The sequence below is a fragment of the Veillonella parvula DSM 2008 genome, assembly GCF_000024945.1.
Taxonomy (GTDB): Bacteria; Bacillota; Negativicutes; order Veillonellales; family Veillonellaceae; genus Veillonella; species Veillonella parvula.
In genome coordinates, this window is record NC_013520.1 from 1,810,796 (window position 1) to 1,834,265 (window position 23,470).

The 23,470-nt window shown below is 38.8% G+C and carries 13 protein-coding genes; 4 read left to right on the forward strand and 9 right to left on the reverse strand.

Annotated features, from left to right (window positions below; translation table 11 throughout):
• Positions 1-97: 97 nt before the first annotated feature.
• Together brnQ and VPAR_RS08160 are read right to left on the reverse strand one after the other, a co-directional pair.
• Positions 98-1,435, reverse strand: coding sequence for a branched-chain amino acid transport system II carrier protein (gene brnQ, locus VPAR_RS08155; protein ID WP_012864831.1), 1,338 nt, complete (start codon positions 1,433-1,435; stop codon positions 98-100).
• A 204-nt stretch (positions 1,436-1,639) separates the two neighbouring features.
• Positions 1,640-3,643 (reverse strand): molybdopterin-containing oxidoreductase family protein, encoded by a 2,004-nt coding sequence (locus VPAR_RS08160; protein ID WP_012864832.1) that lies wholly within the window; start codon positions 3,641-3,643, stop codon positions 1,640-1,642.
• Between the two features lie 580 nt (positions 3,644-4,223).
• Between VPAR_RS08160 and VPAR_RS08165 the strand changes: the two genes are divergently transcribed.
• Positions 4,224-5,363 carry an Ldh family oxidoreductase gene (locus tag VPAR_RS08165; RefSeq protein WP_005379755.1) on the forward strand — a complete coding sequence of 380 codons (1,140 nt, stop codon included), beginning with the start codon at positions 4,224-4,226 and terminating at the stop codon, positions 5,361-5,363.
• Between the two features lie 295 nt (positions 5,364-5,658).
• Positions 5,659-7,296: an L-lactate permease gene (locus VPAR_RS08170; protein ID WP_012864833.1), complete on the forward strand. Its 1,638-nt coding sequence runs from the start codon at positions 5,659-5,661 to the stop codon at positions 7,294-7,296.
• A gap of 87 nt (positions 7,297-7,383) precedes the next feature.
• On the opposite strand, the gene VPAR_RS08175 is transcribed toward VPAR_RS08170, so the two are convergent.
• Positions 7,384-7,668, reverse strand: coding sequence for a PepSY domain-containing protein (locus tag VPAR_RS08175; RefSeq protein ID WP_012864834.1), 285 nt, complete (start codon positions 7,666-7,668; stop codon positions 7,384-7,386).
• 377 nt (positions 7,669-8,045) lie between these two features.
• Here VPAR_RS08175 and VPAR_RS08180 point away from each other — a divergent pair, with 377 nt between their 5' ends.
• On the forward strand, positions 8,046-9,233 hold the full coding sequence (locus tag VPAR_RS08180; protein ID WP_012864835.1) for a multidrug effflux MFS transporter: 1,188 nt from the start codon (positions 8,046-8,048) through the stop codon (positions 9,231-9,233).
• A gap of 1,091 nt (positions 9,234-10,324) precedes the next feature.
• On the opposite strand, the gene VPAR_RS08185 is transcribed toward VPAR_RS08180, so the two are convergent.
• The 6 genes from VPAR_RS08185 to VPAR_RS08210 all read right to left on the reverse strand — a co-directional run bounded on the left by VPAR_RS08185 (position 10,325) and on the right by VPAR_RS08210 (position 21,621).
• The gene (locus tag VPAR_RS08185; RefSeq protein WP_012864836.1) at positions 10,325-14,581 is read right to left on the reverse strand and encodes an acyl-CoA dehydratase activase-related protein; all 4,257 of its coding nucleotides are present in this window, start codon (positions 14,579-14,581) and stop codon (positions 10,325-10,327) included.
• Positions 14,582-15,095: 514 nt separating this feature from the next.
• Positions 15,096-15,929 carry a MetQ/NlpA family ABC transporter substrate-binding protein gene (locus tag VPAR_RS08190; RefSeq protein WP_004694974.1) on the reverse strand — a complete coding sequence of 278 codons (834 nt, stop codon included), beginning with the start codon at positions 15,927-15,929 and terminating at the stop codon, positions 15,096-15,098.
• A 372-nt stretch (positions 15,930-16,301) separates the two neighbouring features.
• Positions 16,302-17,615, reverse strand: a complete 1,314-nt coding sequence (locus VPAR_RS08195) for a DUF389 domain-containing protein (protein ID WP_012864837.1) — start codon at positions 17,613-17,615, stop codon at positions 16,302-16,304.
• Between the two features lie 9 nt (positions 17,616-17,624).
• Complete coding sequence (locus VPAR_RS08200) at positions 17,625-18,662, reverse strand: nicotinate-nucleotide--dimethylbenzimidazole phosphoribosyltransferase (RefSeq protein ID WP_012864838.1); 1,038 nt, start codon at positions 18,660-18,662, stop codon at positions 17,625-17,627.
• 289 nt (positions 18,663-18,951) lie between these two features.
• The gene (locus VPAR_RS08205; protein WP_012864839.1) at positions 18,952-20,271 is read right to left on the reverse strand and encodes a dicarboxylate/amino acid:cation symporter; all 1,320 of its coding nucleotides are present in this window, start codon (positions 20,269-20,271) and stop codon (positions 18,952-18,954) included.
• 177 nt (positions 20,272-20,448) lie between these two features.
• Positions 20,449-21,621: an iron-containing alcohol dehydrogenase gene (locus VPAR_RS08210; protein WP_012864840.1), complete on the reverse strand. Its 1,173-nt coding sequence runs from the start codon at positions 21,619-21,621 to the stop codon at positions 20,449-20,451.
• Positions 21,622-21,769: 148 nt separating this feature from the next.
• Here VPAR_RS08210 and VPAR_RS08215 point away from each other — a divergent pair, with 148 nt between their 5' ends.
• Entirely contained in the window at positions 21,770-23,329 is a 1,560-nt protein-coding gene (locus VPAR_RS08215) for a hypothetical protein (protein ID WP_012864841.1), read from the forward strand.
• Positions 23,330-23,470: the final 141 nt, after the last annotated feature.

Genomic DNA, 23,470 nt, shown 5'->3' on the forward strand with positions numbered 1-23,470 from the left:
AAACTTCTACACACAAAATCAATTTTATATGACAACAATCAAAACATAAAAAGGCTCTATACTCTCACAAAATGAAAGCATAGAGCCTTTATCTTTATTACTTATTATCGGAAGCAAGACCTTTATGGATAAGGCCTACAACGAAGCCTAATACCGCAAAGCTCACCCATCCCATACCAGCACTTTGGAATGGAATATATTGAGCAAAGAGCTGTTCCAAAGCTGTAGGTGCAATACCTGCAGTTTCAAGACCAGTCATGAGGGCAGAGATCATTGTGAAAGCCATAGTCCATGCATATACGCAACGACGACCACCAAACACATTATGAAGAAGTGCCAACAAAATGATTACGATAGTCAACGGATACAAGAGCATCAACACAGGGATTGCTGCACTGATGATTGTTTTCAAGCCAAACATACTGAGGACAAACGCCGCTAGAGAGAAAATTACTACATATAATTTGTAGCTAATCTTTGGTGTCAGCTTGTGGAAATACGTACCGCAAGAAGTGATAAGGCCAATACTTGTAGACAAGCAAGCTAGCAGAACGATGATAGCCAAGATGATTTGACCGAACTCACCAAACAAATAGTTAGCACTTACGGACAATACAGGAGCCCCTGTCTCGAACAAACCAAAGCGTTCAACACTTGTAGCACCGATATTAGCGATAAATACATACACGATACCAAGAAGGCCTACCGCAATTGCACCTACCTCCATTACTGTTTTTGTAATCACAGCACGAGATGTAGCACCACTGAGGCGTACAAAATCGATTACAAGAATAGCAAATACTACGGAAGCTAAGGCATCCATTGTATTGTAGCCATCTAAGAAGCCTTGTAACACAGCCGTTGGTGCATCACCATATGCCAGTTGTGGTACCGCATACCCACCAAGTGGAGTAATAAAGGATTTAACAATCAACAACAAAATTACAAGTAGTAAAGCTGGTGTCAAAATATTACCGATACGGTTAACAAGTTTTTGCGGACTAATAGATAACCACAAAGAAATACCAAAGAATAATGCCAAGAAAATTGGTTCCATATTCATATTCATGCTTAAACCTTCAGCAAAAGGTTTAATTGCGATTTCATAAGCTACAGTACCAGTACGCGGCGTCGCAAACATTGGACCAATACTCAAGTATAAAGAAATTGTGTACAACAAGCCATAAATCGGATGCACACGACTTGCAAGTTCTTCAACATCTTTACAGGAAGAGTAACCCATAGCTGCAACCCCTAAGAGTGGAAGTCCTACACCAGTTAATACGAAACCGAGCAATGCCCAACCGACATTATCACCAGCTTGTTGACCTAAGGCCGCTGGGAAGATCAAGTTCCCTGCCCCAAAGAATAGAGCAAATAACATCATGCCTATAGCCAGATAAGCACGGGTCGACAGATTATCGTTACCATTCATAAATGTAACCCCCTTTAGGTTATATAAAAATAATATTACTATTATAATCTAAAGGGGCTTGGGTATACAAGAAAAATATCCTCACTATTCTATATCCGTATAGAGTTATTCCCATAAGTAACAGACTTTAACTTTTACTTATAGAAATAAGTAGATAAATTCCTATTTTACAGTAATCATTACAGACTATTAATTGGTCATTCACTACAAAAGATTTCTTATATGAACTTGTACATCATAAAAGGTGCTCCCCCATCCCTGATCGGTAGGACGAGCTGCGGTAAGCGCATTGATTGCCACGTGAGGATCACTCGATTGAGATTGCCACCATACACCTAGTGTTACCAATGTCCCTCTCTGTACTTCATCGTCGTAGTATGCTTTAATTTTTACACTGCCACGATCGTTATAGATTTCTACCTCAGCACCATCGTTTATGTTATACATTTTTGCATCTTCTGGATGGATGCGAAGTTTCATCAACTCAGGATCATTAAAGTCTAATTCGCAGAAGCTAGAGTCCAAAATTCGAATATCATTACCATTTATAAGCCAAAACGGTGCATTATCACCATATGGAGGCATATACCGAATTAATGGTTCTACATCCTGCGGATTATATAATTCAATTTTTCCAGACGGTGTTTTGAAATCCATCTTATAACTTTCAGGTACCGTCATCTCCACAGGCTCACCATTTAAAATCAACTCTTGGTCCCTCTTGGATATACGACTCGAAGTCCGCACAATTTGTTCAATAAGATCTTTTTCACTAAGGTCAAAAAAATCATCCTCCAACCCCATGCGTTTTGCTAACTCAGCAATAACTTGCCAGTTGGAACGAGATTCACCAATTGGCTCAATCAATTTGTAACCCGTCCCAATTGTGTAATGACCATAAGAATTATAAATATCATCATGCTCCACAGATGTTGTGGCTGGTAAAATAATATCAGCATACTTACAAGTATCCGTAAAGAAACGCTCATGTACCACAGTGAATAAGTCATCGCGCATCAACCCTCTACGTACAACATTCTGGTCAGGAGCTGTGATAGCCGGATTTGAAGAGAAGATATATAAACTATGAACTTTAGTTCCTTCAGGGTTTATAAGCATTTCACCCAGTTTAATCATAGGCATCAATCGTTTAGCTGGCGCATGAACATGAGCCTGTTGCATCACATCTTTGCCAATAAATTTACTACCACTAGCACTCGACAACAATCCACCCCCAGGATATTGCCATGCTCCAACCACAGCAGGCAAGGCATTAATAGCACGGCATGTCATAGCACCATTGCCATATCGAGATAGTCCACTGCCGAGACGAATAAACGGCGCTTTTGACTTTGCATAAGCATGAGCAAACTCAGTCATCCGCTCCACAGAAACACCGCAAATTTCAGCCGCTTTTCCCGGCGTAAAGTCAAGCAACACCTCTTTTACCAACTCATCGTAGCCTTGGACATGCTTCTTAATAAAATCTATATCTGCCAAGCCATCACGATGAATGATATGGAGCATCCCTAAAGCTAGTGCTCCATCACTACCTGGTTTAACGTAAATATGCTCATGAGCTTGGCTAAAAGTATAGGTTTTATGAGTATCGATAATCCAAACGCGAGCCCCCTTCTTTTTCGCAATGTTCACATCATGTAAAATATGAACATCTGTGGCTGTCGCATTTATCCCCCACAAGACGATAAGATCACTATGTTGCGCCTCTTGTGGTTTAATCGCTAAGGTATCACCGTAAACAGAACGGAACCCCGCTTGTTTGGCAGGAGAACAAATACCTCGATCTTGGTCTGTAGCACCAATACGGCGGAAAAAATAATCTGCCGCAGGACTCTGAATAACCCCCATTGTTCCTGCATAAGAGTAACGCAAAATACTTTCACTGCCATAAGTATCAATAGTTTCTTTGAAATTATTGACAATTGCATCAAGGGCTTCATCCCAACTAATACGAGTGTACTGATCTTCACCAATCCCCTTTTTACCGACACGCTTCATAGGGTACTTCAAGCGCAACGGAGAATGGATTACTTTTTCATAATGTGCCATCTTAGGGCATAGCGTACCTCTTGTGAAAGCATGTGCTCTATCCCCTCGAACAGATATTACTTTATTATTATCGACTGATACAATGAGTCCGCATGCATCAGGACAATCGTAAGGGCATACAGATTTATATTCTTTCATGATAAGCACCTCGCTTATAAATTGTACAAACTATAGGATGTATATTTATATTATAGTATAGTATGACTCGTATAAGTATAACCTTTTGCACATATTCTGAATTAAAAAGGTTTTAGAAATGATTATTTTATGTATATCAATGCATTCAATTATCACATTACATTTATGACCTCATCATTTATTTTGATATATGTAGTTAAACATTTCAAGTTTTATCGATATCTATCCATTATCATTCTTGTCCAATTCCTAAACAGATATACTAATAAGTTCTATAAAAATACCAAAATTCTTCAAAAAAATCATGCAATCATTACTAAAAGTCATAACCATATAGTTTTAGATATAATCAGACATTTTAATAGCGTCGTATAGATTATGTGACAAAAATCACCGGTACGTATGCGTATTTAGTAATGTCGTTCAGACTGTAAGACTATTCAATCTCACTTGTTTCTGTGCTATACTGACAGTGTCATTTGAGAGGATATAGAACTCACAAGAAATCATTTTGAATTCATGGTTATCTAATGTGAAGTAGCTATATCAGGTACATATTTTCTGAAAAGAGGTTTTAACGATGGCAGACGCAAAAAACACTGTGTTATTCCCTTATGAAACACTAAAAAAATTGAGCATGGACGCTTTCCAAAAATTTGGTTTCTCCGAAAAAGAAGCTGACATCATCCAAGACGTACTTTTGACTTCTGACTTGTTCGGTATTCAAAGCCATGGTATGCAACGTATGGTTCGTTACCATAAAGGTATCACTAATGGCTTGATTAAAATCGACGCTAAACCTGAAATCGTAAAAGAAACTCCAATTTCTGCAGTTATCGACGGTCATGACGGCATGGGTCAATTATTGGGCCATAAAGCTATGGAAATGGCTATCGAAAAAGCTAAAAAATCCGGTGTTGGTATCGTATCTGTACGTAACTCCAACCACTACGGTATCGCTGGTTACTATGCTAAAATGGCATCCGACCAAGGCTTAATCGGTTTCTCTTGTACAAACTCCGAAGCAATCATGGTTCCTGTATATGCTCGTAAAGCTATGCTTGGTTCTAACCCTATCGCTTGGACTGTACCTGCTGATCCTGTTGACTTCTTCTTCGATTGCTCCACTACAGTAGTAACTCGTGGTAAACTTGAAATGTACAACAAAATGGGCAAAGCTACTCCAGATGGTTGGGCTGTTAATAAAGACGGTGTTCCTTCCACTGATGCAGCTGAAGTATTGGGCAACATCTCCCGTCATGAAGGCGGCGGTATCCTTCCTTTAGGTGGTGCTACAGAAGTTCTTGGCGGCCACAAAGGTTATGGTAACGGCATGATTGCTGAATTATTCTCCTCCATCTTGTCCCAAGGCGGTACTTCCAACAAATGTATGGTTGGCGGTAAATCCAATATCTGCCACGGCTTCATGGCTATCAACCCTGAATTCTTCGGTGACCCTGCGGAAATCAAAAAACACTTCTCCCAATTCTTACAAGAATTACGTGAAGCTCCTAAAGCACAAGGTCAAGACCGTATCTACACTCATGGTGAAAAAGAACATGAATCTGTTGCTAAAGTTAAAGCTGAAGGCATCCCTGTACTTAACGGTACAATGCTTGAAGTTCAAGACCTTTGCAATGAATTAGGTTTAGACTTCAAATCCTACTTCGGCGATTATGTACCAGAAGCTCCTGCTACAATGTTCAAAGGTAACTACTAATACCTAAATTTAGTAATGGCCCTAACAAGGACTTGTAGTTAGTACAGAAGGGGACATAAACACTGTTTATGTCCCCTCTCTTATGTTTTTAACCTCATAGCCTATGAGGTTAAAAAATTTTATGTACTATATCAATTTTTATGATAAGTATATCTGTTATTTTATTGTAATCTTTTATTTTAACTGAACTTTTACAACTTAATACAATAGCGATTTACTCATCAATTTAATTGATTAAGCTACATCGTCCTGTTGAGCATATATTTTTATTTTTCTTGAAAGGATGATTTTAGAAATGAGTGCTATCACCGTTCTATTAGCGCTATCTCCAATCATTTGGTTGATTGTAGCGTTATCCATCTTGAAATTACCTGCATGGCAAGCAACAAGTGTTGCTGCAATCGGTTCTTTCATCATCGCTATTACAGCATTCCAATCTGACCCATTCATTATGGTCACTGGTGCCCTTGAAGGTGCCGCTTTGGCGATTTGGCCAATCCTATTAGTTATTACAGCTGCTATCTTCGTTTATAACTTGGTAGTACATACGAAAGCAATGGAAACTATTAAAACAATGCTTTCTTCTGTAACATCTGATACTCGTGTACTTGCATTACTACTTGCATGGGGCTTTGGTGCTTTCATGGAAGGTATGGCTGGCTTTGGTACTGCTGTTGCAATTCCAGCTGCTATGATGGTTGCCGTAGGTTTTGACCCACTAAAATCTATCATCGCATGTCTTGTTGCGAACTCTGTACCAACAACATTTGGTTCCATTGGTATTCCAACAACTACATTGGCTTCCTTAACTAGCCTTGATCCAAGCCATTTAGGTACATTCATTTCCGTACAATTGTTCTTACTTAACCTTATCGCTCCATTCTTCGTTGTTATGATCATTGGTGGCGGTATCAAAGCGTTAAAAGGTGTATTCCTTGTAACATTACTTTCTGGTTTAGCATTAGCTGTTCCTGAAACTGTAATTAACGCAGTAATGGGTCCAGAATTATCCGTAATCTCTGCATCTATTGTTATCATGGCAGTTATCATTATTTGTGCAAAAATTATGCCTCCTAATGATCCTGAATACGCAGTTAAACAAACTGGCGAAGTCCCAAAAGTTTCTGGTGGTGAAGGCCTTGTAGCTGCAATGCCATTCATCTTAATCTTCGTATTATTGTTATTAACTTCCAAATTGTTCCCTGCAATTAATGGTCCTCTTGCGTCCATTAAAACATCTGTACCTATTTACCAAGGTCCTGGTGCAAAACCATACACATTCGTATGGATTGCAACTCCTGGTATCATGATCTTCATCGCTGGTATTGTTGGTGGTTTCATCCAAAAAGCGAAAGCTGGCGAAATCTTTGGTACATTGGGTAGCACAGTTAAAAACTTGAAATTCACATACCTTACAATCATCACAGTTGTTATGACAGCTAAATTGATGACTTACTCTGGTATGACTGCAGATATTGCAAAAGCAATGGTTGCTGGTACAGGTTCCTTGTATCCTCTATTCGCTCCTATCGTGGGTGCGTTGGGTGCATTCTTAACTGGTTCTGGTACAAACTCCAACGTATTGTTTGGTCCACTTCAAATCGCTGCAGCTCAAGGTTTAGATCCTACAAACTTCGAAGACCTTGGCTTCTGGTTGGCAGCAGTTAACTCCGGTGCAGCTGGTATCGGCAAAATGTTGTCCCCACAATCCATCGCGATTTCTATTGGTGCCGTAGGACCTGCTTTAAAAGCATACCTAGAAAACCACAAAGAAATCAGTGCTGAAGAAGCTCATAAACTAGAACATGAAATCGAAGCAAGCGTTATCATGAACAGCGCATTCAAATACTTCTTGATCTTCATCGTTATGCATGGTTGTATCTCCTTCTTCGGTCAACATTTCATCCATGAAATTCATCATTTCTTTTTCTAAGAATTAATGAAGCAAAAAGAACAGCTCGTAATGAGCTGTTCTTTTTATTTGTATCAAGATACTATATTTTTATTCTACTAAATAAAATTAGAAATACTTGCGTTCAACTTCCCATTTTGTGAAGTTACCACTAGCTGCATCGATTTCAAAGTCATATTCGTAACCATTGTATCGAATTTCACCTTCGTATTCCAATCTACCATGATCATAGTCATGCCCAAATTCAGTGACATTACCTTGTGTTGCTCCTGGCACACGTGCCAAGGCGCGATTTAAAGCCTCTTGCTCACCAATACTTTGAGCAGACGCAAATGTTGTCAATCCAAGAGCAGCTACAGCAGCCAATACCAAGGCTTTCATAAATTTTCTCATAATAACCTCCTATATACGATAAATTATATTGATTTTTTTAGATTTACTTTATACATTTATTCTAATCTATAAATCGAAGTACATCAAACACGAACTTTTGATATACAACCACCTCACAAACACTATACGCTATGTTATTATTTATATACTCATAAAAATATTTTATATATAAATACAAAAATTTAACCTAAGTAAAATAGTATATAAAGGCTAGAAGTATATATGGGCTAGAATAGAAAAAACTTTTACATATAAATCTATAGAATAATTTATCAAATTATGTTACAATACTTCTCATTATAAGGCAAAATTAAATGCAGTCTGCGAAGTGCGATTCGCAGACTTTTATTTTTCTCACTTTAGTATAGGAGGGTTTTATGACTCAAGAAAGTTCTGCTAAGGTCTCTTTCATCTTAGTAGTATTCCTTGGTCTGTTGACAGCCATCACACCACTTGCAACAGATTTATATTTACCAGCATTACCAATTATGCCTAGTGAACTAAATACATCTGCATCAAATATTCAAATGACCATTGGTGTGATGACTTTTGGTGTTGCATTAGGTCAATTATTTGGAGGTCCTATTAGTGATACTATGGGCCGCAAGTTGCCTCTTATAACAGGCAACTTACTTTGCGTTATCTCTAGCATAATCTGTGCTTATGCACCAAGCATTGAAATACTTTTACTAGGACGCTTTCTACAAGGTTTAACAGGATCTGTGGGCGTTGTAATTGCTAAGGCCATCGCTCGAGATTTTGCATTTGGTCAAGAATTGACTAAACTCTTTGCATTGCTCATGATGGTTAACGGTTTGGCGCCAGTAATCGCTCCGCTCATCGGCGGTCAATTATTACTATTCACTACATGGCGCGTTATCTTCGTTATTTTAGCAATATTTTCTGCTATTCTATTAGTGGGATCTCTTCTCTTCCGTGAAAGCTTACCTAAAGAAAAACGCGTTACAGGTGGCGTTGCAACTGCTACAAAGAACTACATTACACTTATTAAAGATAAGCGATTCCTTGGGCAAACACTAATCCAATTCTTTGCTTTTGGTGGATTCTTTGCGTATATCTCAGGTTCATCCTTTGTATACCAAAACATCTTCCAACTATCTGCACAAGAATTTAGCTATCTCTTTGGTATCAATAGCTGTGGTATTATTTTAGCTAGTGCCATAAGCGCTAGATTAAGTAATGTAATCACAGTTCGACAATTACTAACATTTGCCCTCTGGCAACTAACAATCGGATCCTTGCTATTCTTAATAGCTATGCTTTTCGAATGGCCACTTATTCCTGTAACGGCCATTCTATTCTTTACCGTATGTACAGTATCCCTATTTGGCTCTGCCTCTTTCTCTATGGCAATGGCTAAATACGGTAAAATGGCTGGCAGTGCCTCTGCAGTACTTGGCTTTGCTAGCATGTTCTCTGCAGGAATCGTATCTCCATTAGTTGGTATTGGTGGGGAATATACGGGGATCCCCATGGGGATTACAATGCTAGTATGTGCAGCGCTTTCCTTATTGTGCCTATATAGGTTAGTTGAGAAAGAATAGTGCCAGTCTTATTACAATAGTTAATACAGTATTATAGCATTTGTATGTCTAAGTCGTAATGGGGCCCCGTTACAATAGAATAAATTTAGTATAAAAACAGCACCACCTTCTTCTTGCTCAGTACGTCACTACGTTCCGTAAAATCGCTGCGAAAAAGGTGGTGCTATTTTTATTAACCTTTGCTATGAAAAAGTCCCATTACGACGTAATAGCATCAGCAAAAATGTTTAAAGATATGTATTATACATTTTAATATCAACTTAGCACTATTCTTTCTATCTACGCCAATATACATAAACACAATAACGGAAAGCGCCTGCTCAACTGTTTGTAGGGAAAAGAGATGTGGCACAGCCACATCTCCTCGCTCCGACCATCCTCTGCCCAGTTACATTTTCAATGGGACATCTTCATAACCAGTGTATATAGAAAAGAATACAGCCCTCTTCCTCCCATTTCCATTAGGTGTATTGCTAATTTTTTGTAAATAATGAGCTATAAGACTCGATGGAGCTCTTAGGTATATAGTAGATTAGATTATTTACATTTTATAATGGGACATCTTCATAATTAGCGTATATAGAAAAGAACACAGCCCTCTCTCCTCTTTTTCCGTTGGATGTATTGCGAATTTTTTTGTGAATAATGAGATAAAAAAAACGATGGAGCTATTAGATATACAGTAGATTGAATCATTTACATTTTATAATGGGACATCTTCATAATTAGCGTATATAGAAAAGAATACAGCCCTCTCTGCAGCGATTTTACGGAACGTAGTGACGTACTGAGCCAAGAGAGGGCTGTATTTTTTCTATACTAATAATATGCAGTTATCATCTGACCCCATTATAAAATGTAAGAGACCTTATCGCTTATTCACTAAATTCCATCCCAACTCCTCCCCACTGCACTAGTTATATTTTCAATGGGACAGCTTCATAACAGGTGTATATAGAAAAGAACACAGCCCTCTCTGCAGCGATTTTACGAAGCGTAGCGCCGTACTGAGCCAAAAGAGGGCTGTGTTTTTTCTATACTAGTGTTATGTAGTTGTCACGGGGCCCCATTGAAAATATAACAGAGCACCCTTATTCAAACATTGTCGATAGTAGTAGTTTCAATCGGTTTGCTTGGTTAACCGCACTGGATCCTGGATCGTAGTCGATAGCCGCAATTCGCACGTCTGGGTAGGCTGCGGATAGTGTTTTCACCATGCCTTTACCTGTTACGTGGTTTGGTAAACAGCCAAATGGTTGTAAGCATACAATTTGCTTAGCTCCTTTTTCGATAAGGTCAATCATATCTCCTGTGAGGAACCAGCCTTCACCACATTGATTACCAAGTCCGATGAATTGGGCTGCTTCTTTTGCTACTTCTGTCATACGTTGTAGCGGGTCAAAGTGTTTTGACGCTGCTACGGCTTTTGCATATGGCAAGCGGTAGAGCTCAAGGGCTTCACGAGCCAATGTACCAAAGAAGCCAGATAGCCATGTACCATCAAGGTGCTTAGCACGGTATGTGCTATCCATTGCACAATACAAGAAGAAATCTAGCAAGCCAGATGTAACGACTTCGCCGCCTTCCTTTTCGATAAGCTCATTAATATGATTGTTAGCACTTGGATGGAATTTAACGTAAATTTCCCCTACGACACCAACACGAGGTTTTTGTACATCTTTATTAATTGGCAAGTTATCAAAATCATGGATGATTTCTTTGATGTACTTATTATATTGTCGAAGACTGGCAGATGTAATATTATCACGTAATTTTTTAATCCAATAATCACATAGTGCATCGGTAGAACCAGGATTTGTCTCGTATGGCCGTGTAGCAAGAACACATTGCATGAGCGCATCACCGTATACAACAGCTTGAATCATACGATGTAAGAAACCTTTTGTCAACTTAAAGCCTGGTTGGCGTTCCATATCACTCGCATTAAGAGATAGAATAGGTACTTGTTTCATACCAGCATCAATCAATGCTTTACGTAAGTAACCGATGTAGTTTGTAGCACGACAACCACCACCAGTTTGAGAGATGATAACAGCCGTCTTATCTACATCATATTTACCGGATAACAGTGCAGACATGAGCTGCCCTACAACGATAATCGCTGGGTAACATGCATCGTTATTAATGTATTTTAAACCCACTTCGATATCGTCACGCGTAGGCGCTGGCAAAATTTCAAAGTCATATCCTTCATTTTTGAGAACTGGCTCTAAGAGGCTAAAATGCAATGGTGACATTTGTGGTACCAAGATTTTATAAGTCTTACGCATTTCTTCTGTGAAGACAACGCGATTGTAATCGTAAGTTGGTAATTTCTCTACCACTACTTCTTCCGGCGCCTCAGGATTATGATGACGACGCAAGCTACGTTCCATTACAGATTGCAAGGAACGTAAACGGATTGTCACGGCTCCAAGGTTTGTACCTTCATCGATTTTGAGCAAGGTATGGATTTTGTGATTTGCTGAAAGTATATCTTTTACCTGATCTGCTACGATGGAATCAAGGCCACAACCAAAGGAGTTAAGCTCTACAATTTGGAATCCTTCAGTTCTACTTACAAATTCAGCGGCACGATATAGGCGACTATGGTAGGACCATTGGTCTACAACACGTAAATGCTTGATTTCATTGCCTAATGGTGCAACGCCATCTTCTGTAAGAACAGCCATACCAAGAGATGTGATAAGTTCAGGAATACCGTGGTTAATACCGGAGTCCAAATGATATGGACGGCCAGCCAATACGATTGTCGGAATTTGTTCTGCCACGAGGCGAGACACAGTTTTCTTTGTCGTTTCACGGTAAGACGCTTTACAGTTTTCCTGCTCTTCCCAAGCGATGTCTACAGCCTTAGCAATATCCTTCTTCTTTAAGTTTAAAAAATCCAATGCTTTCACAAGGGCCGGAACAAGAGATTTTTTATCAGCTAGCGGCAAAAATGGTGCGTGGAACGGAGTATCGCCCAATACCTCTTGCATATTATTTTTGATAAGTTCTGGATAGGAAATAACCATTGGACAATGGTAATTATTGTCGCGGCTAAATTCCTTAGGGCCGTGTTGAATACAAGGGTACCAAATAAAGTCTACCTGTGCATTCGCTAAGTCTCGAATATGACCATGTACAGCTTTTGCAGGATAGCAAGCCGTATCGGATGGAATTGTATCGATAGCCTTATTGTATTGAGCCTTAGTCGTATAATCTGAAAGAATTACTTCATAGCCCAAGGTATTAAAGAATGTAAACCAGAACGGGAAATCCTCGTACATGTTGAGAACGCGAGGAATACCTACGCGCATTTTACCTTCAAACTCTGGAATATTTTTCTTTAAATAATAGTCGAAATAACGACGTAATTTTACATCTACCAAGTTAGGAACTGGTTTACGTTCCTCTTGAATCATACCGCCTGCACCGCGGTCACAACGGTTGCCCGTTACGTACGTACGACCATCAGAGAAAGCATTGATAGTAAGCATACAGTTGTTGGAGCAAAGGCCACAATTGCGCATTGTCGTAGACACCTGTAAGGAATTAAGTCCTTCACTATCGAGCAATGTACTTTCACCCTTTTGTAACTCTTCCGCCGTTTCCGCTGCAAGAAGAGCCATACCGTATGCACCCATCAAGCCAGATACATCAGGGCGAATTACTTCGACGCCCATCAATTTCTCAAAGGCACGCAAAACAGATTCGTTATAGAACGTACCACCTTGTACAACGATATGATCGCCTAATTCTTTAGGGTCTTTCACCTTAAGAACCTTATAAAGGGCATTTTTAATTACAGAATACGCAAGACCTGCCGCGATATCTTGTACCGTAGCACCTTCTTTTTGAGCCTGCTTAACCTTAGAGTTCATAAATACAGTACAACGAGATCCTAAGTCGATTGGCATAGGTGCCAATAATCCTTCTTTTGCGAATTGATCGATAGGAATGCGTAGACCAGATGCAAATGTATCAATAAAAGAGCCGCAACCAGAGGAGCAAGCTTCGTTCAACACGATATCTTCGATGTACCCATCACGAACCTTACAGCATTTCATATCTTGACCGCCAATATCCAAAATAAAGGATACATCAGGGCAGAAGAATCGGGCCGCACGATAGTGAGCCATCGTTTCTACTTCACCAATATCGATGCCGAGGGCGCGTTTAAGAAAGGCCTCACCGTAGCCAGTTACGCCAGAGTGTGCAATATAGGCGCCTTTTGGCAATAATTCATATATTTTCTCGATGATTTCACGAGATTTTTCTAACGGTTTACCATGGTTAGGACCATAGTGAGAGAAGATAATTTCCTTGTTCCTATTGATAAGAACTACCTTAAGAGTAGTAGAGCCAGCATCAATACCAAGGTAACAAGGACCTTGAGCATCCTCGATATTCGCCTTTGGCGTTACCGCCTTAGCGTGACGAGCTCGGAACTCTTCTAATTCTTGTTCATTTTTAAACAGCGGATCCACACGGTCTGTAGCTTCCATAGGAATACCAATAAGTGCACCGATTTCCTTTGTCAATTGACCAACCGTAATCTCACGGCACTCATCTTTCATCAATGCCGCCCCTAAAGCGATGAATAATTCACCATTTTCAGGGATAATGCGATGCGCTTCATCTAGCTCTAAGGTATCACAGAAGCATTGGCGTAATTCAGACAAGAATGTCAACGGACCGCCAAGGAACGCTACATTACCTTCGATTTTATGACCGCATGCAAGGCCAGCAATCGTTTGATTTACAATTGCTTGGAATACAGATTTTGCAATATTTTCATGAGATGCACCTTGGTTTAACAAAGCTTGTACGTCTGTTTTAGCAAATACGCCACAGCGTGCCGCAATTGGATAAATCGTATCAGCATTCATGGCTAATTGGTTAAGGCCAGATGCATCTGTCTGCAATAAGGTCGCCATTTGGTCAATAAAAGCGCCCGTACCACCAGCACAGGAGCCATTCATACGATGTTCTGCAGTTTGACCTAAATACGTAACCTTCGCATCTTCACCACCAAGTTCGATGATAACGTCTGTCTCTGGATAGAGGGCTTTCACAGCTCGCGTTTCAGCAATAACCTCTTGTACGAATGGGATGCGCACCTTTTCGGCCATAGCCATCCCACCAGAACCAGTAATACATACATGAACAAGAGCGTCTTCATGACCAACTTGAGCCTCTTGTAACAAGGTATATACTGTGTCCAATATGTTTGCATAATGGCGTATGTACTTTTTATACAAATAATTATCGTGTTCGTCCAATAATACAACTTTAACCGTTGTAGACCCCACGTCAATCCCCATGCGTAGCATGTGCTGCATAAATACCTCTCTTTTTAACGACTGTATGACCACCTAAGTGACCATACTTATTTTTGTGAAAGTCTCACATGTAATATGTACAACATATATACTGTACTAAGCATCTAAAATAAAAAATTAAAATAGATAAGGATATAATACTTTCACCAAAATATCTAAATTTTTAAATATCCTATCTTTATTATACAACAACAGCAGTTAAAATCTAAGTTATTTCTATATCTAAAATGTTATAGAAAATATATTAAGATTTGAATTACAAAGTCATATATATAATAGGATGTAAAAAATATTATACCATTTTACAATGAAAAATAACGTATCTTTTGTAACATAACAGGTCAAATCAAATATATTAATTGCATCAGACAATATGTAATATATAAGAAACTAACCCCAAAATTGATTCCAATTTCGGGGTTAGTTCATAAGACAGTACGTCTTATTCGTATCTATAAAGTTATGTCATAAGAGAGTATTAAATTTAATACATATATGTTATTCCAATCATTGATTAGAACGCTGGGATGATAGCCCCTTTATAATGTTCTTCAATGAACTTCTTAACTTCTGGAGATTGTAATGCTTTAGCTAATTTTTGGATAGCTGGTTTGTTTTCATCACCAGGATTTACGGAAAGAAGATTTGCATATGGAGAATCCGCTTTTTCTACGAATAAACCATCTTTTGTAGGATTAAGACCTGCTGGCAATGCATAGTTAGCATTAATTACAGCTGCGTCTAAGTCTTGAATGGAACGAGGAATTTGAGCTGCCTCTAACTCTGTAATTTGGATGTTTTTAGGGTTGCTAGTCACATCAAATGGTGTGTTAGTCAAACCAGTTGGGTCTTTCAAAGTTACAAGACCTGCACTTTGTAACAAGAGAAGTGCACGAGCACTGTTTGTTGGATCAGATGGAATCGCTACTTTTGCTCCATTAGGCAAATCTTTTAAATCTTTGATTTTTTGAGAGTAAATGGCCAATGGTTCGATGTGAACTGGGGCAAAGCTTACGAAGTTTGTACCATGATCTTTATTGAAGTTATTTTGGTAAGGCACGTTAGCAAAGAAATTTGCATCTACTTCTTTACTGGACAACGCCATATTTGGTTGGATGTAGTCCGTAAATTCAATGATTTGAAGATCTACACCTTCCTTAGCCAATAAAGGCTTAATTTGATTTAAGATTTCAGCATGAGGTACAGGGTTCGCTGCTACCTTTAACACCTCTGCTTTAGAACCACCAGCACTACTGGAACTTGCGTCATTTGTGGAAGAGCCACAACCACTAATCAATAAGGACGCGCCTAATACGGCCGTCGCTGCTAATGCTAACCATTTTTTCATGTAATCCTCCTATCTACGATGAACACCTACATCTATTGACGAGGACTCACGCGTATACAACACACGTAGATATTGTAATAAATTTATATTTTCTTATTCATGTATCTACATTTAATTATTTAATAATTTCGATGTTGTAAGTATAGCAATTTAAATCCTACTTGCATAATAGATTTTATATATTAATCTTTATAACTAAAATCTATAGCAAGGATAAAATAATAACGTTTAACTATACCAAGCAAATAAAAATGGTACTAAGATGATTCCCCGTACTACTAGGTAATATACCTAATAGCTAAAATCAAACTTAGTACCGTTATAAATGTCGCTCTATATAATAAACAATCTAATCAAAATCAAAAAATCAACTTATAGAGTTGACGTTGTTTGCTCGATAGAAATAGTTACAGGTGCTGATAATTTAGCCTCTAGCCAAGCTTTTATTCGTTCCAAATCTGCATCAGATACAGTGGACGTGGTATAGATAATCACCATATAGCGACTCGCTTTAGGCTGTTCTAAATTATCTATCAAAGGCATGCCTTCCACTTTACTTACAAATGGGAACAACGCCTTTGCTTCAGCTTCTGTCGTTTTCATAGTGTTTATAGTTTCACTTACTAGTTGATAAGTCGGCTGGTACAGATTACTCAAGTTTTTATATGTTTCAAGATTCTCTGAAGATTTATTCAAGTTCGTCTTATCCATAGTAGATTTTTTCTCATCTACGCTATTAACAAATCGTAATGTATAAGGCTGCAAGTACTCATCCTTCTGTAACTTGTCATCCAACTGGGCTTGCTCCTCTAAATTCACAGGAGCTCCTATAACTACTAAGTCTACTAGCTTATTCGTTCGATCCAATGAATAATCAATCACTTGTCGACGTCCATCTTGATTAATATCGTTCTTAATAAACTGCTCTATATGATTTGACTCAGAATACTTGATGGTCATATCATAGCCTGCATAAATACTTGGTATAGCCATAATAAGACCAATCACAAGGAATATTAGCTGATTACGACGAATAAGCTCTTCTGCTTGTTTATGGAATGGCAAACTATATACACCCTTTAAAACAATAAAAGATGCAAAGAAGATGAAGAATGCATTTATAAAGAATAGATAGCCAGCCCCAAAGAAATAGTTCCAATTTCCATTAGCAAGGCCATACCCTGCCGTACATAGTGGTGGCATAAGTGCAGTTGCAATCGCAACCCCTGGTATAACATTATCTAAGGTCTTACGCGTTTGTCCAATAATCCCAGCTAACCCACCAAATATAGCAATAAATACATCAAAAATACTCGGTTCTGTACGCGCTAATAGTTCAGATGTAGCCGTCTGAACGGGGGAAATATAAAAATATAAAGTAGATGCCAAAACAGCAATCGTAATCTGTAAGGATAATCTTAAAATAGCGCTTTTCACAACTGTAAAATTAAGCGTAGCGAAGCCAAAACCAGTTGCTAGAATAGGTCCCATCAACGGCGATATAAGCATAGCACCAATAATAACTGCCGTACTATTCATATTCAACCCAATAGAGGCAATAAACATGGAGAGGATCAGGATAACCAAAGCAGGTCCCTTAATCTTAGCCCCACCTATCAACCTTTTAGCAATGGTTGCATCATCGGCTCGCTCAAAATGTATATCAAAGTATTTATTTATTTCCATTCTTCTTCCTTATAATTTCATCAGCTCTGCAAAGGTGCCCACATTTACAAACATATGCTGCGTTGTTTTTAGCATTTGCACCATCAAAATGGCTCCTGTGCCTTCTCCCATCGACATTTGTGCTTGAATAGGAACCATGTCTTGAGTGATTCCCACCTCAGCTAAAGCGATTTCCGTACCGTTTTCTTTAGAATAATGCGATGGCAATGCATAGTCCTTAACACGAGCGTTTATGTGCGTTGCACAAGCAGCTGCCACAGATGTTATAAAGCCGTCAATAACAAAAGGCTTTTCAAAATCTACACAAGCTAGCATCGCCCCAAGAATAGCAGCAATATCAAAGCCTCCTACATGAGCTACGATTTTACGAACTCGGTCAGACTCATGTTCAGAAACTATATTGTTCTTATGATGCTCTAAAACAGACCGAACAAAATCAATTTTACGCTTCATCAGCTCTGGTTTGTCTGGCCAGGAACCAGGGCCTACGGTTTCCGTTGGCTTGGCTCCAGTTAATGCAGACAAAACACAAGCAGAGGTTGTTGTATTACCCAAGCCCATTTCACCAAAGGAGAACAGATTGATTCCTTGTTCTACATAATGTTGAATCCGTTCATATCCAGCTTGAAAGGCGCTATTAAATTCATCCTCAGCCATGGCAGGATGGTTCAAAATATTCTTTGTACCCTTCGCTACTTTGCGATCCACACCAATACCATCATCTGAGGCAATTCCTACGTCTACAACCTCATAAGGAATATTGTTAAAGTTACAAAATTGTGTCGCCGATGAACGCCCTAGTAACATATTACGAGACTGCTTTTGTGTCACCTCATAGTTATAACCTACATAACCTTCCATGTTACAACCATTATCGGCAGAAAATATGATATGCTGTGGTCGAATTTCACCATTAATCTCGCCCCAAGCCGTGCAAATTTTGCGAAAATACATTTCCCATAAACCAAGACCTCCTGGGATGAGACATTTCGGTTGGAGAAATTTATTTAATTGTTTCTCTATAGGTAATACTGACTTATCTTTCATTCTAATCTCTAGTCCACAACTAATGTGCCAACTAGCCTTCTATTAATTCGATATTATTCTATCTGAAAGTATAACATAAAATACATACCTAGTAATATGACTATTGTTAGTTTTTAAAAATATAATTTAGTTTTGAATTTTAGTCTTTTAGCATCTATATTTTTAGTTGAAATTATCATTATATAATTACAATCAATCTAGCAGATAAAAAAGGTTATCCCCTCACAGGATAACCTTTTATTTGAGTTATATAATTAGGTATTTTCTTAAGCTTATCTAACCTACGAAATTAAGCACCTTGGAATTGTGGCATATCGTCGCCACTAGAGTCGTCCAATTTACCCTGAAGGTCATGGTCAACCATGGCACACACAGATGCATCAGACCAAACGTTTTCAGCGGTTTCAATCATGTCGATAATCATATAGATTGGCAAGATGATACCCAGCAAGCCGATTGGTGCTCCGATGGAGCTCATCAAGGACAAGGTCAAGAAATAGCAGCCCATTGGAACGCCTGCATTACCAATAGCAGCGAGAACTGCAATAAATAACCAGGCTGTCATTGTGCCAATCGTTAATTCCATGCCAGCATTTTGCATTACGAATAAGGATGTAACAAGAATGAAAGCAGCACAGCCATTCATGTTAATTGTTGTACAAATTGGCAATACAAAACGAGCTACTGCAGGATGCGCTTTCAAATTATCCTCAGCAGATGCCAATGTAACAGGCAACGTTGCTGCAGAAGATTTTGTGAACAACGCAACAGCTACGGCTGGAGACATTTTACGGAATACGTCTACAGGGTTTAAACCACGGAATAACAAGAACAATGGAATTACGATAAAAAATTGGATTAAATTGCCGCCAATAACAACAGCCGTATATTTACCTAAGGCACCAACAATGACACCTGCTTCGATTTGTGCAGATAATTGACCGGCAAAGGCAAGGATGCCGATTGGCAATACATAAAGCAATGCTTTAATCAACGTGAACAATAACTCTTGTAAACCAAATAACACTTTCAACACCGCTTCACGATTTTCTGTGCGTGGCATGAAAGCAAAGGCTAAACCAACGGATGCGGAGATGAACATCACGGACAATACATTAGCTTGTAAGTAAGGTTGCAAGATATTGTTTGGAATAACGGATAAGAAATGATCGTAATAGGTAACGGTACCGAGTTTTTCTGGTACTTGGGATGCGCCAGCACCAATTACATCAAGTGGTAAGTTACCTGGAGCAATCCAGAGGTATAAGCCAAGACCAACAGCCGCTGCACAAATGGTAGTAAGTAATGTATACACTACGGCATGACCAAAGATGCGACCTGTGTCCTTTTTAGCACCTAGCATAGATAATGTAGTAATAACCGCTAAAGACACTGTTGGAATCGCAATGAATTGGAACAAGCGAGTAAAGACTGCTGCAATAAAATTAAAGAGCTCATTTAGAGCTGGAATGTGTTGCCATCCTAAGATAGCGCCTATGATGAGAGCCCCCATCCATAAAATAAACTGACGCAATTTTCCTTGTCCACGACTTTTCAAGGTAATCTCTTGCGCTAAGGCATCCACATTTTTATTTTTTTGATCTGCCATAATAACACCTCTCTACAAACTAAACTACTAGAGACTAAAAAAAGAAATCCCAGCCCTAGGGCTGGGATTACACTTATATCCTAGTCTCTTGTTAAAACATATTATAAAGATATGTTTTAACACTGTCAAACCAAAATAATTTGATATATAGATTAATATATTCAATTAATGTTGTATTCAAAACATCTTTTTATACAGCACTTCTATATCTTCACGGCTAATTTCAGCCATTGTATTAGCAATATTCCCTGTAGCTACGACGTATACGTTATCGACGAGCCAAGGGATATCTTTTTTTGTAAAACCTAGTTCTGTAAGGTTTGTGGTAAGGTCTAACTCATGGACGATTAAACGCAGTGCTTCACCCAGTTCGGAGCCATCTCCATGGTTAAATATACGTGCCAATGTAGCAAATTTATCAGGGTTAGCACTCCATGTATATTCCACTGCAACAGGTTCAATAACGGCAAGGCCTACACCGTGGGTAATATCCTTAAGCCCACTAGCAGGATGTTCCATGCCATGAGCAAGTGTTACACCGGCGGTATTAATAACCATGCCTCCAATTGTGCTAGCCAATGTAACGGACTCCCAAGCTTTTGTAAGTTGAGTTTCGTTGAGAACAGCTGATTTGCCTTCAGCCATTGCTTTCACATGTTTATATAGAGGCACAAGATATTGTGCTAACAAAGTTACAGCATAATGAGCTAATGCATCGGTAAAAGGTTGTGCCGTTTTAGAAGTATACGCCTCGATATTATGACAGAGTGCATCAAATCCCACAGATGCCAATACATGGGGCGGCATTGTGCCCATCACTGCCGGATCTACGATGGATACCTTTGGTACGATGGCATTACATCGCAAGGATTTCTTGTCTCCTGTTTCGGGATTAGTAAGTACACCAAAGCCATTACCTTCGGAGCCGGTACCACAGGTTGTAGGAATTACAATAAGAGGCAACGCCTTATCACTGGTTTTACGATTAAAGATATAATCGTTAATGTCACCTTCGTTAACGGACATAAATGCAATGCCTTTTGCACAGTCCATGATAGAGCCACCACCGATGGCAATAACCATATCACAGCTTTCAGATTTAGCTAGAGCAGCGCCGTCCAATGCAGTCGTCGTTAAGGGATTGGCATCCACTTGATCAAACAACACATGTTCAATATGTGCCGCATCAAGTTTTGCTGTCACACGGTCATATAGTCCAGATTTTTTGGCACTTGTCCGCCCTGTTACGATTAGCGCTTTATTGCCATAAGGCTTAGCAAAATCAGCAACACTATCGACTTTATCCCAACCAAATTGGATATGTACTGGTAAAAAATAAGAGAACTCCATGTGAACGACCTCTTTTCTATAAATACTAGCTCTTAATGTTATTGTAATGTAAATTCAGACGCCTGTAAAACCTCATAGGACTTTCACTAGAAAACATGTATACTACAAATAAGAGGGGGTCATTTATTTTTATAGAGGGAGAGAATCTATGAAATTTGCAATTACACATTTATGGTCTTCGCTGCGGGACCTAGCTACACAGTCACCTATATTACTAGCATTAATTGCCGTATTTTCATGTACACCGTTTTATCTAGAGCAAGATTGGTTTGCCGAGATAGACCTTTGGTTCTATGGGCTGTATTTCTTCATCGTCATACTACAATCATATATAACACGAGATCGAAAGTACTCCATAGTATATACATTATTAAGCATAGGCATCAGCGTTGGTCTATATACGATTCATGAAACGTACCATCACATACGAGGCATCGAGCTAGCCACAGAAAACATATCATATCTATGGCTGTACTCTGTGATTGCTCTATATTTTACATCGCCTGGAGAATACTACATTGGCGAAATCATCAATCGCCTGAAACGGATTGGTATTACCATTGTTACATCAACACTGTATAATGTCGTCATAATCATGACTCTATGGTTTTTCTTCATCATTCTGAACAAACCATTTACCTTTGATGATCTAATCTTTAAAGTATTAGCCGCTATCAATATATTTATCTGTATATCCATGCTGTGCACTTACAAAGAGGAGCCTGATGGACCACCAGAACCAAATACATTCTATAATGTTGTTTTTGGAATCATACTACCAAAGGCTTCCATCATTACAGGTATTCTAGCTAATATCTACTTGGTATTGATTCTCTTAGGCCTTCGCGAAGATGCGCGGTTCCTTTATACATATTATCCGTATGTAGCCATTTTCTATCTATTTTACTTGGCTAGTTTCAGATCTAGTGAAAGCAGCAAGACACAAAGGATCCTATGTTTCTTATTTATTACGATTACAATATTGTGCTTAATCCTGATTGGCAAGCGCGTAATAAATGAGCCCGTACTCTGGCTCAATACGATTTACGTGGCCGCATTCAATCTAATCTTCTTAGCACATAACGTATATTCCTTTGTAAAGCGTTTGACTCCATCGATCCATACAACGATTATGGCACTCACCCTAGGTGCAGTCCTTTTAATGCCTTTTATCGGTTACACGTCCCATCGAGAGTTTACAAACTATACAAAAATTGACGGTCAATGGCACGTATACTTGCCTATTACAGAAACATTTAACCCTGATTTTACAGACTATGGCAGGACGATTATACAGGGGGATTCTTCAAAACTAGGAGCAACGGAAATATATAAGGAACGAAATATTCAGTTTATCAGCTTTACGGCCGTTGAAGAACCTCATGTTATTTCGCTTGTAGGATATAATAAATTCATTTCTAACATCGAATTAGAAGTACGTGAGCCTGCTGATAGTACAGCTGACATACCAACAGCATCCTATGAATCGATCAACTTTAGATTCATCAATGAAGGGCTTGATTTAGAGGTATCTCTACCAAATGGCGTGACCGAGGTTCATCATATATATGAAAAATTCCTCACTGTGCCAAAAACGGCTTCAGATTCAGTCATTATAGAAGGCACGGGATATAAACTCTTAATCCACTCCTACTACGCATATCAAGACAGTGCACGAAGAATTATTTTTAGCGTATTATATAATTAATTATAAAATCCAGTAATTTCACGCATCTTTAACCATATCAACATTTTTTGCGAAACTATATTAAAAATTTTACAAATGTCAATATTGATTATATAGAAATTTTTCGCTATAATCGTAACATAATGTATAAGCTAGATAAGA

Excerpts from the sequence above, each read along its gene's own strand:
- VPAR_RS08210 (WP_012864840.1), bottom strand. The coding sequence starts at position 21,621 with ATGGAGTTCTCTTATTTTTTACCAGTACATATCCAATTTGGTTGGGAT.
- VPAR_RS08160 (WP_012864832.1), bottom strand. The coding sequence starts at position 3,643 with ATGAAAGAATATAAATCTGTATGCCCTTACGATTGTCCTGATGCATGC.
- brnQ (WP_012864831.1), bottom strand. The coding sequence starts at position 1,435 with ATGAATGGTAACGATAATCTGTCGACCCGTGCTTATCTGGCTATAGGC.
- VPAR_RS08175 (WP_012864834.1), bottom strand. The coding sequence starts at position 7,668 with ATGAGAAAATTTATGAAAGCCTTGGTATTGGCTGCTGTAGCTGCTCTT.
- VPAR_RS08165 (WP_005379755.1), top strand. The coding sequence starts at position 4,224 with ATGGCAGACGCAAAAAACACTGTGTTATTCCCTTATGAAACACTAAAA.
- VPAR_RS08190 (WP_004694974.1), bottom strand. The coding sequence starts at position 15,929 with ATGAAAAAATGGTTAGCATTAGCAGCGACGGCCGTATTAGGCGCGTCC.
- VPAR_RS08215 (WP_012864841.1), top strand. The coding sequence starts at position 21,770 with ATGAAATTTGCAATTACACATTTATGGTCTTCGCTGCGGGACCTAGCT.
- VPAR_RS08195 (WP_012864837.1), bottom strand. The coding sequence starts at position 17,615 with ATGGAAATAAATAAATACTTTGATATACATTTTGAGCGAGCCGATGAT.
- VPAR_RS08170 (WP_012864833.1), top strand. The coding sequence starts at position 5,659 with ATGAGTGCTATCACCGTTCTATTAGCGCTATCTCCAATCATTTGGTTG.
- VPAR_RS08185 (WP_012864836.1), bottom strand. The coding sequence starts at position 14,581 with ATGCAGCACATGCTACGCATGGGGATTGACGTGGGGTCTACAACGGTT.
- VPAR_RS08180 (WP_012864835.1), top strand. The coding sequence starts at position 8,046 with ATGACTCAAGAAAGTTCTGCTAAGGTCTCTTTCATCTTAGTAGTATTC.
- VPAR_RS08205 (WP_012864839.1), bottom strand. The coding sequence starts at position 20,271 with ATGGCAGATCAAAAAAATAAAAATGTGGATGCCTTAGCGCAAGAGATT.
- VPAR_RS08200 (WP_012864838.1), bottom strand. The coding sequence starts at position 18,662 with ATGAAAGATAAGTCAGTATTACCTATAGAGAAACAATTAAATAAATTT.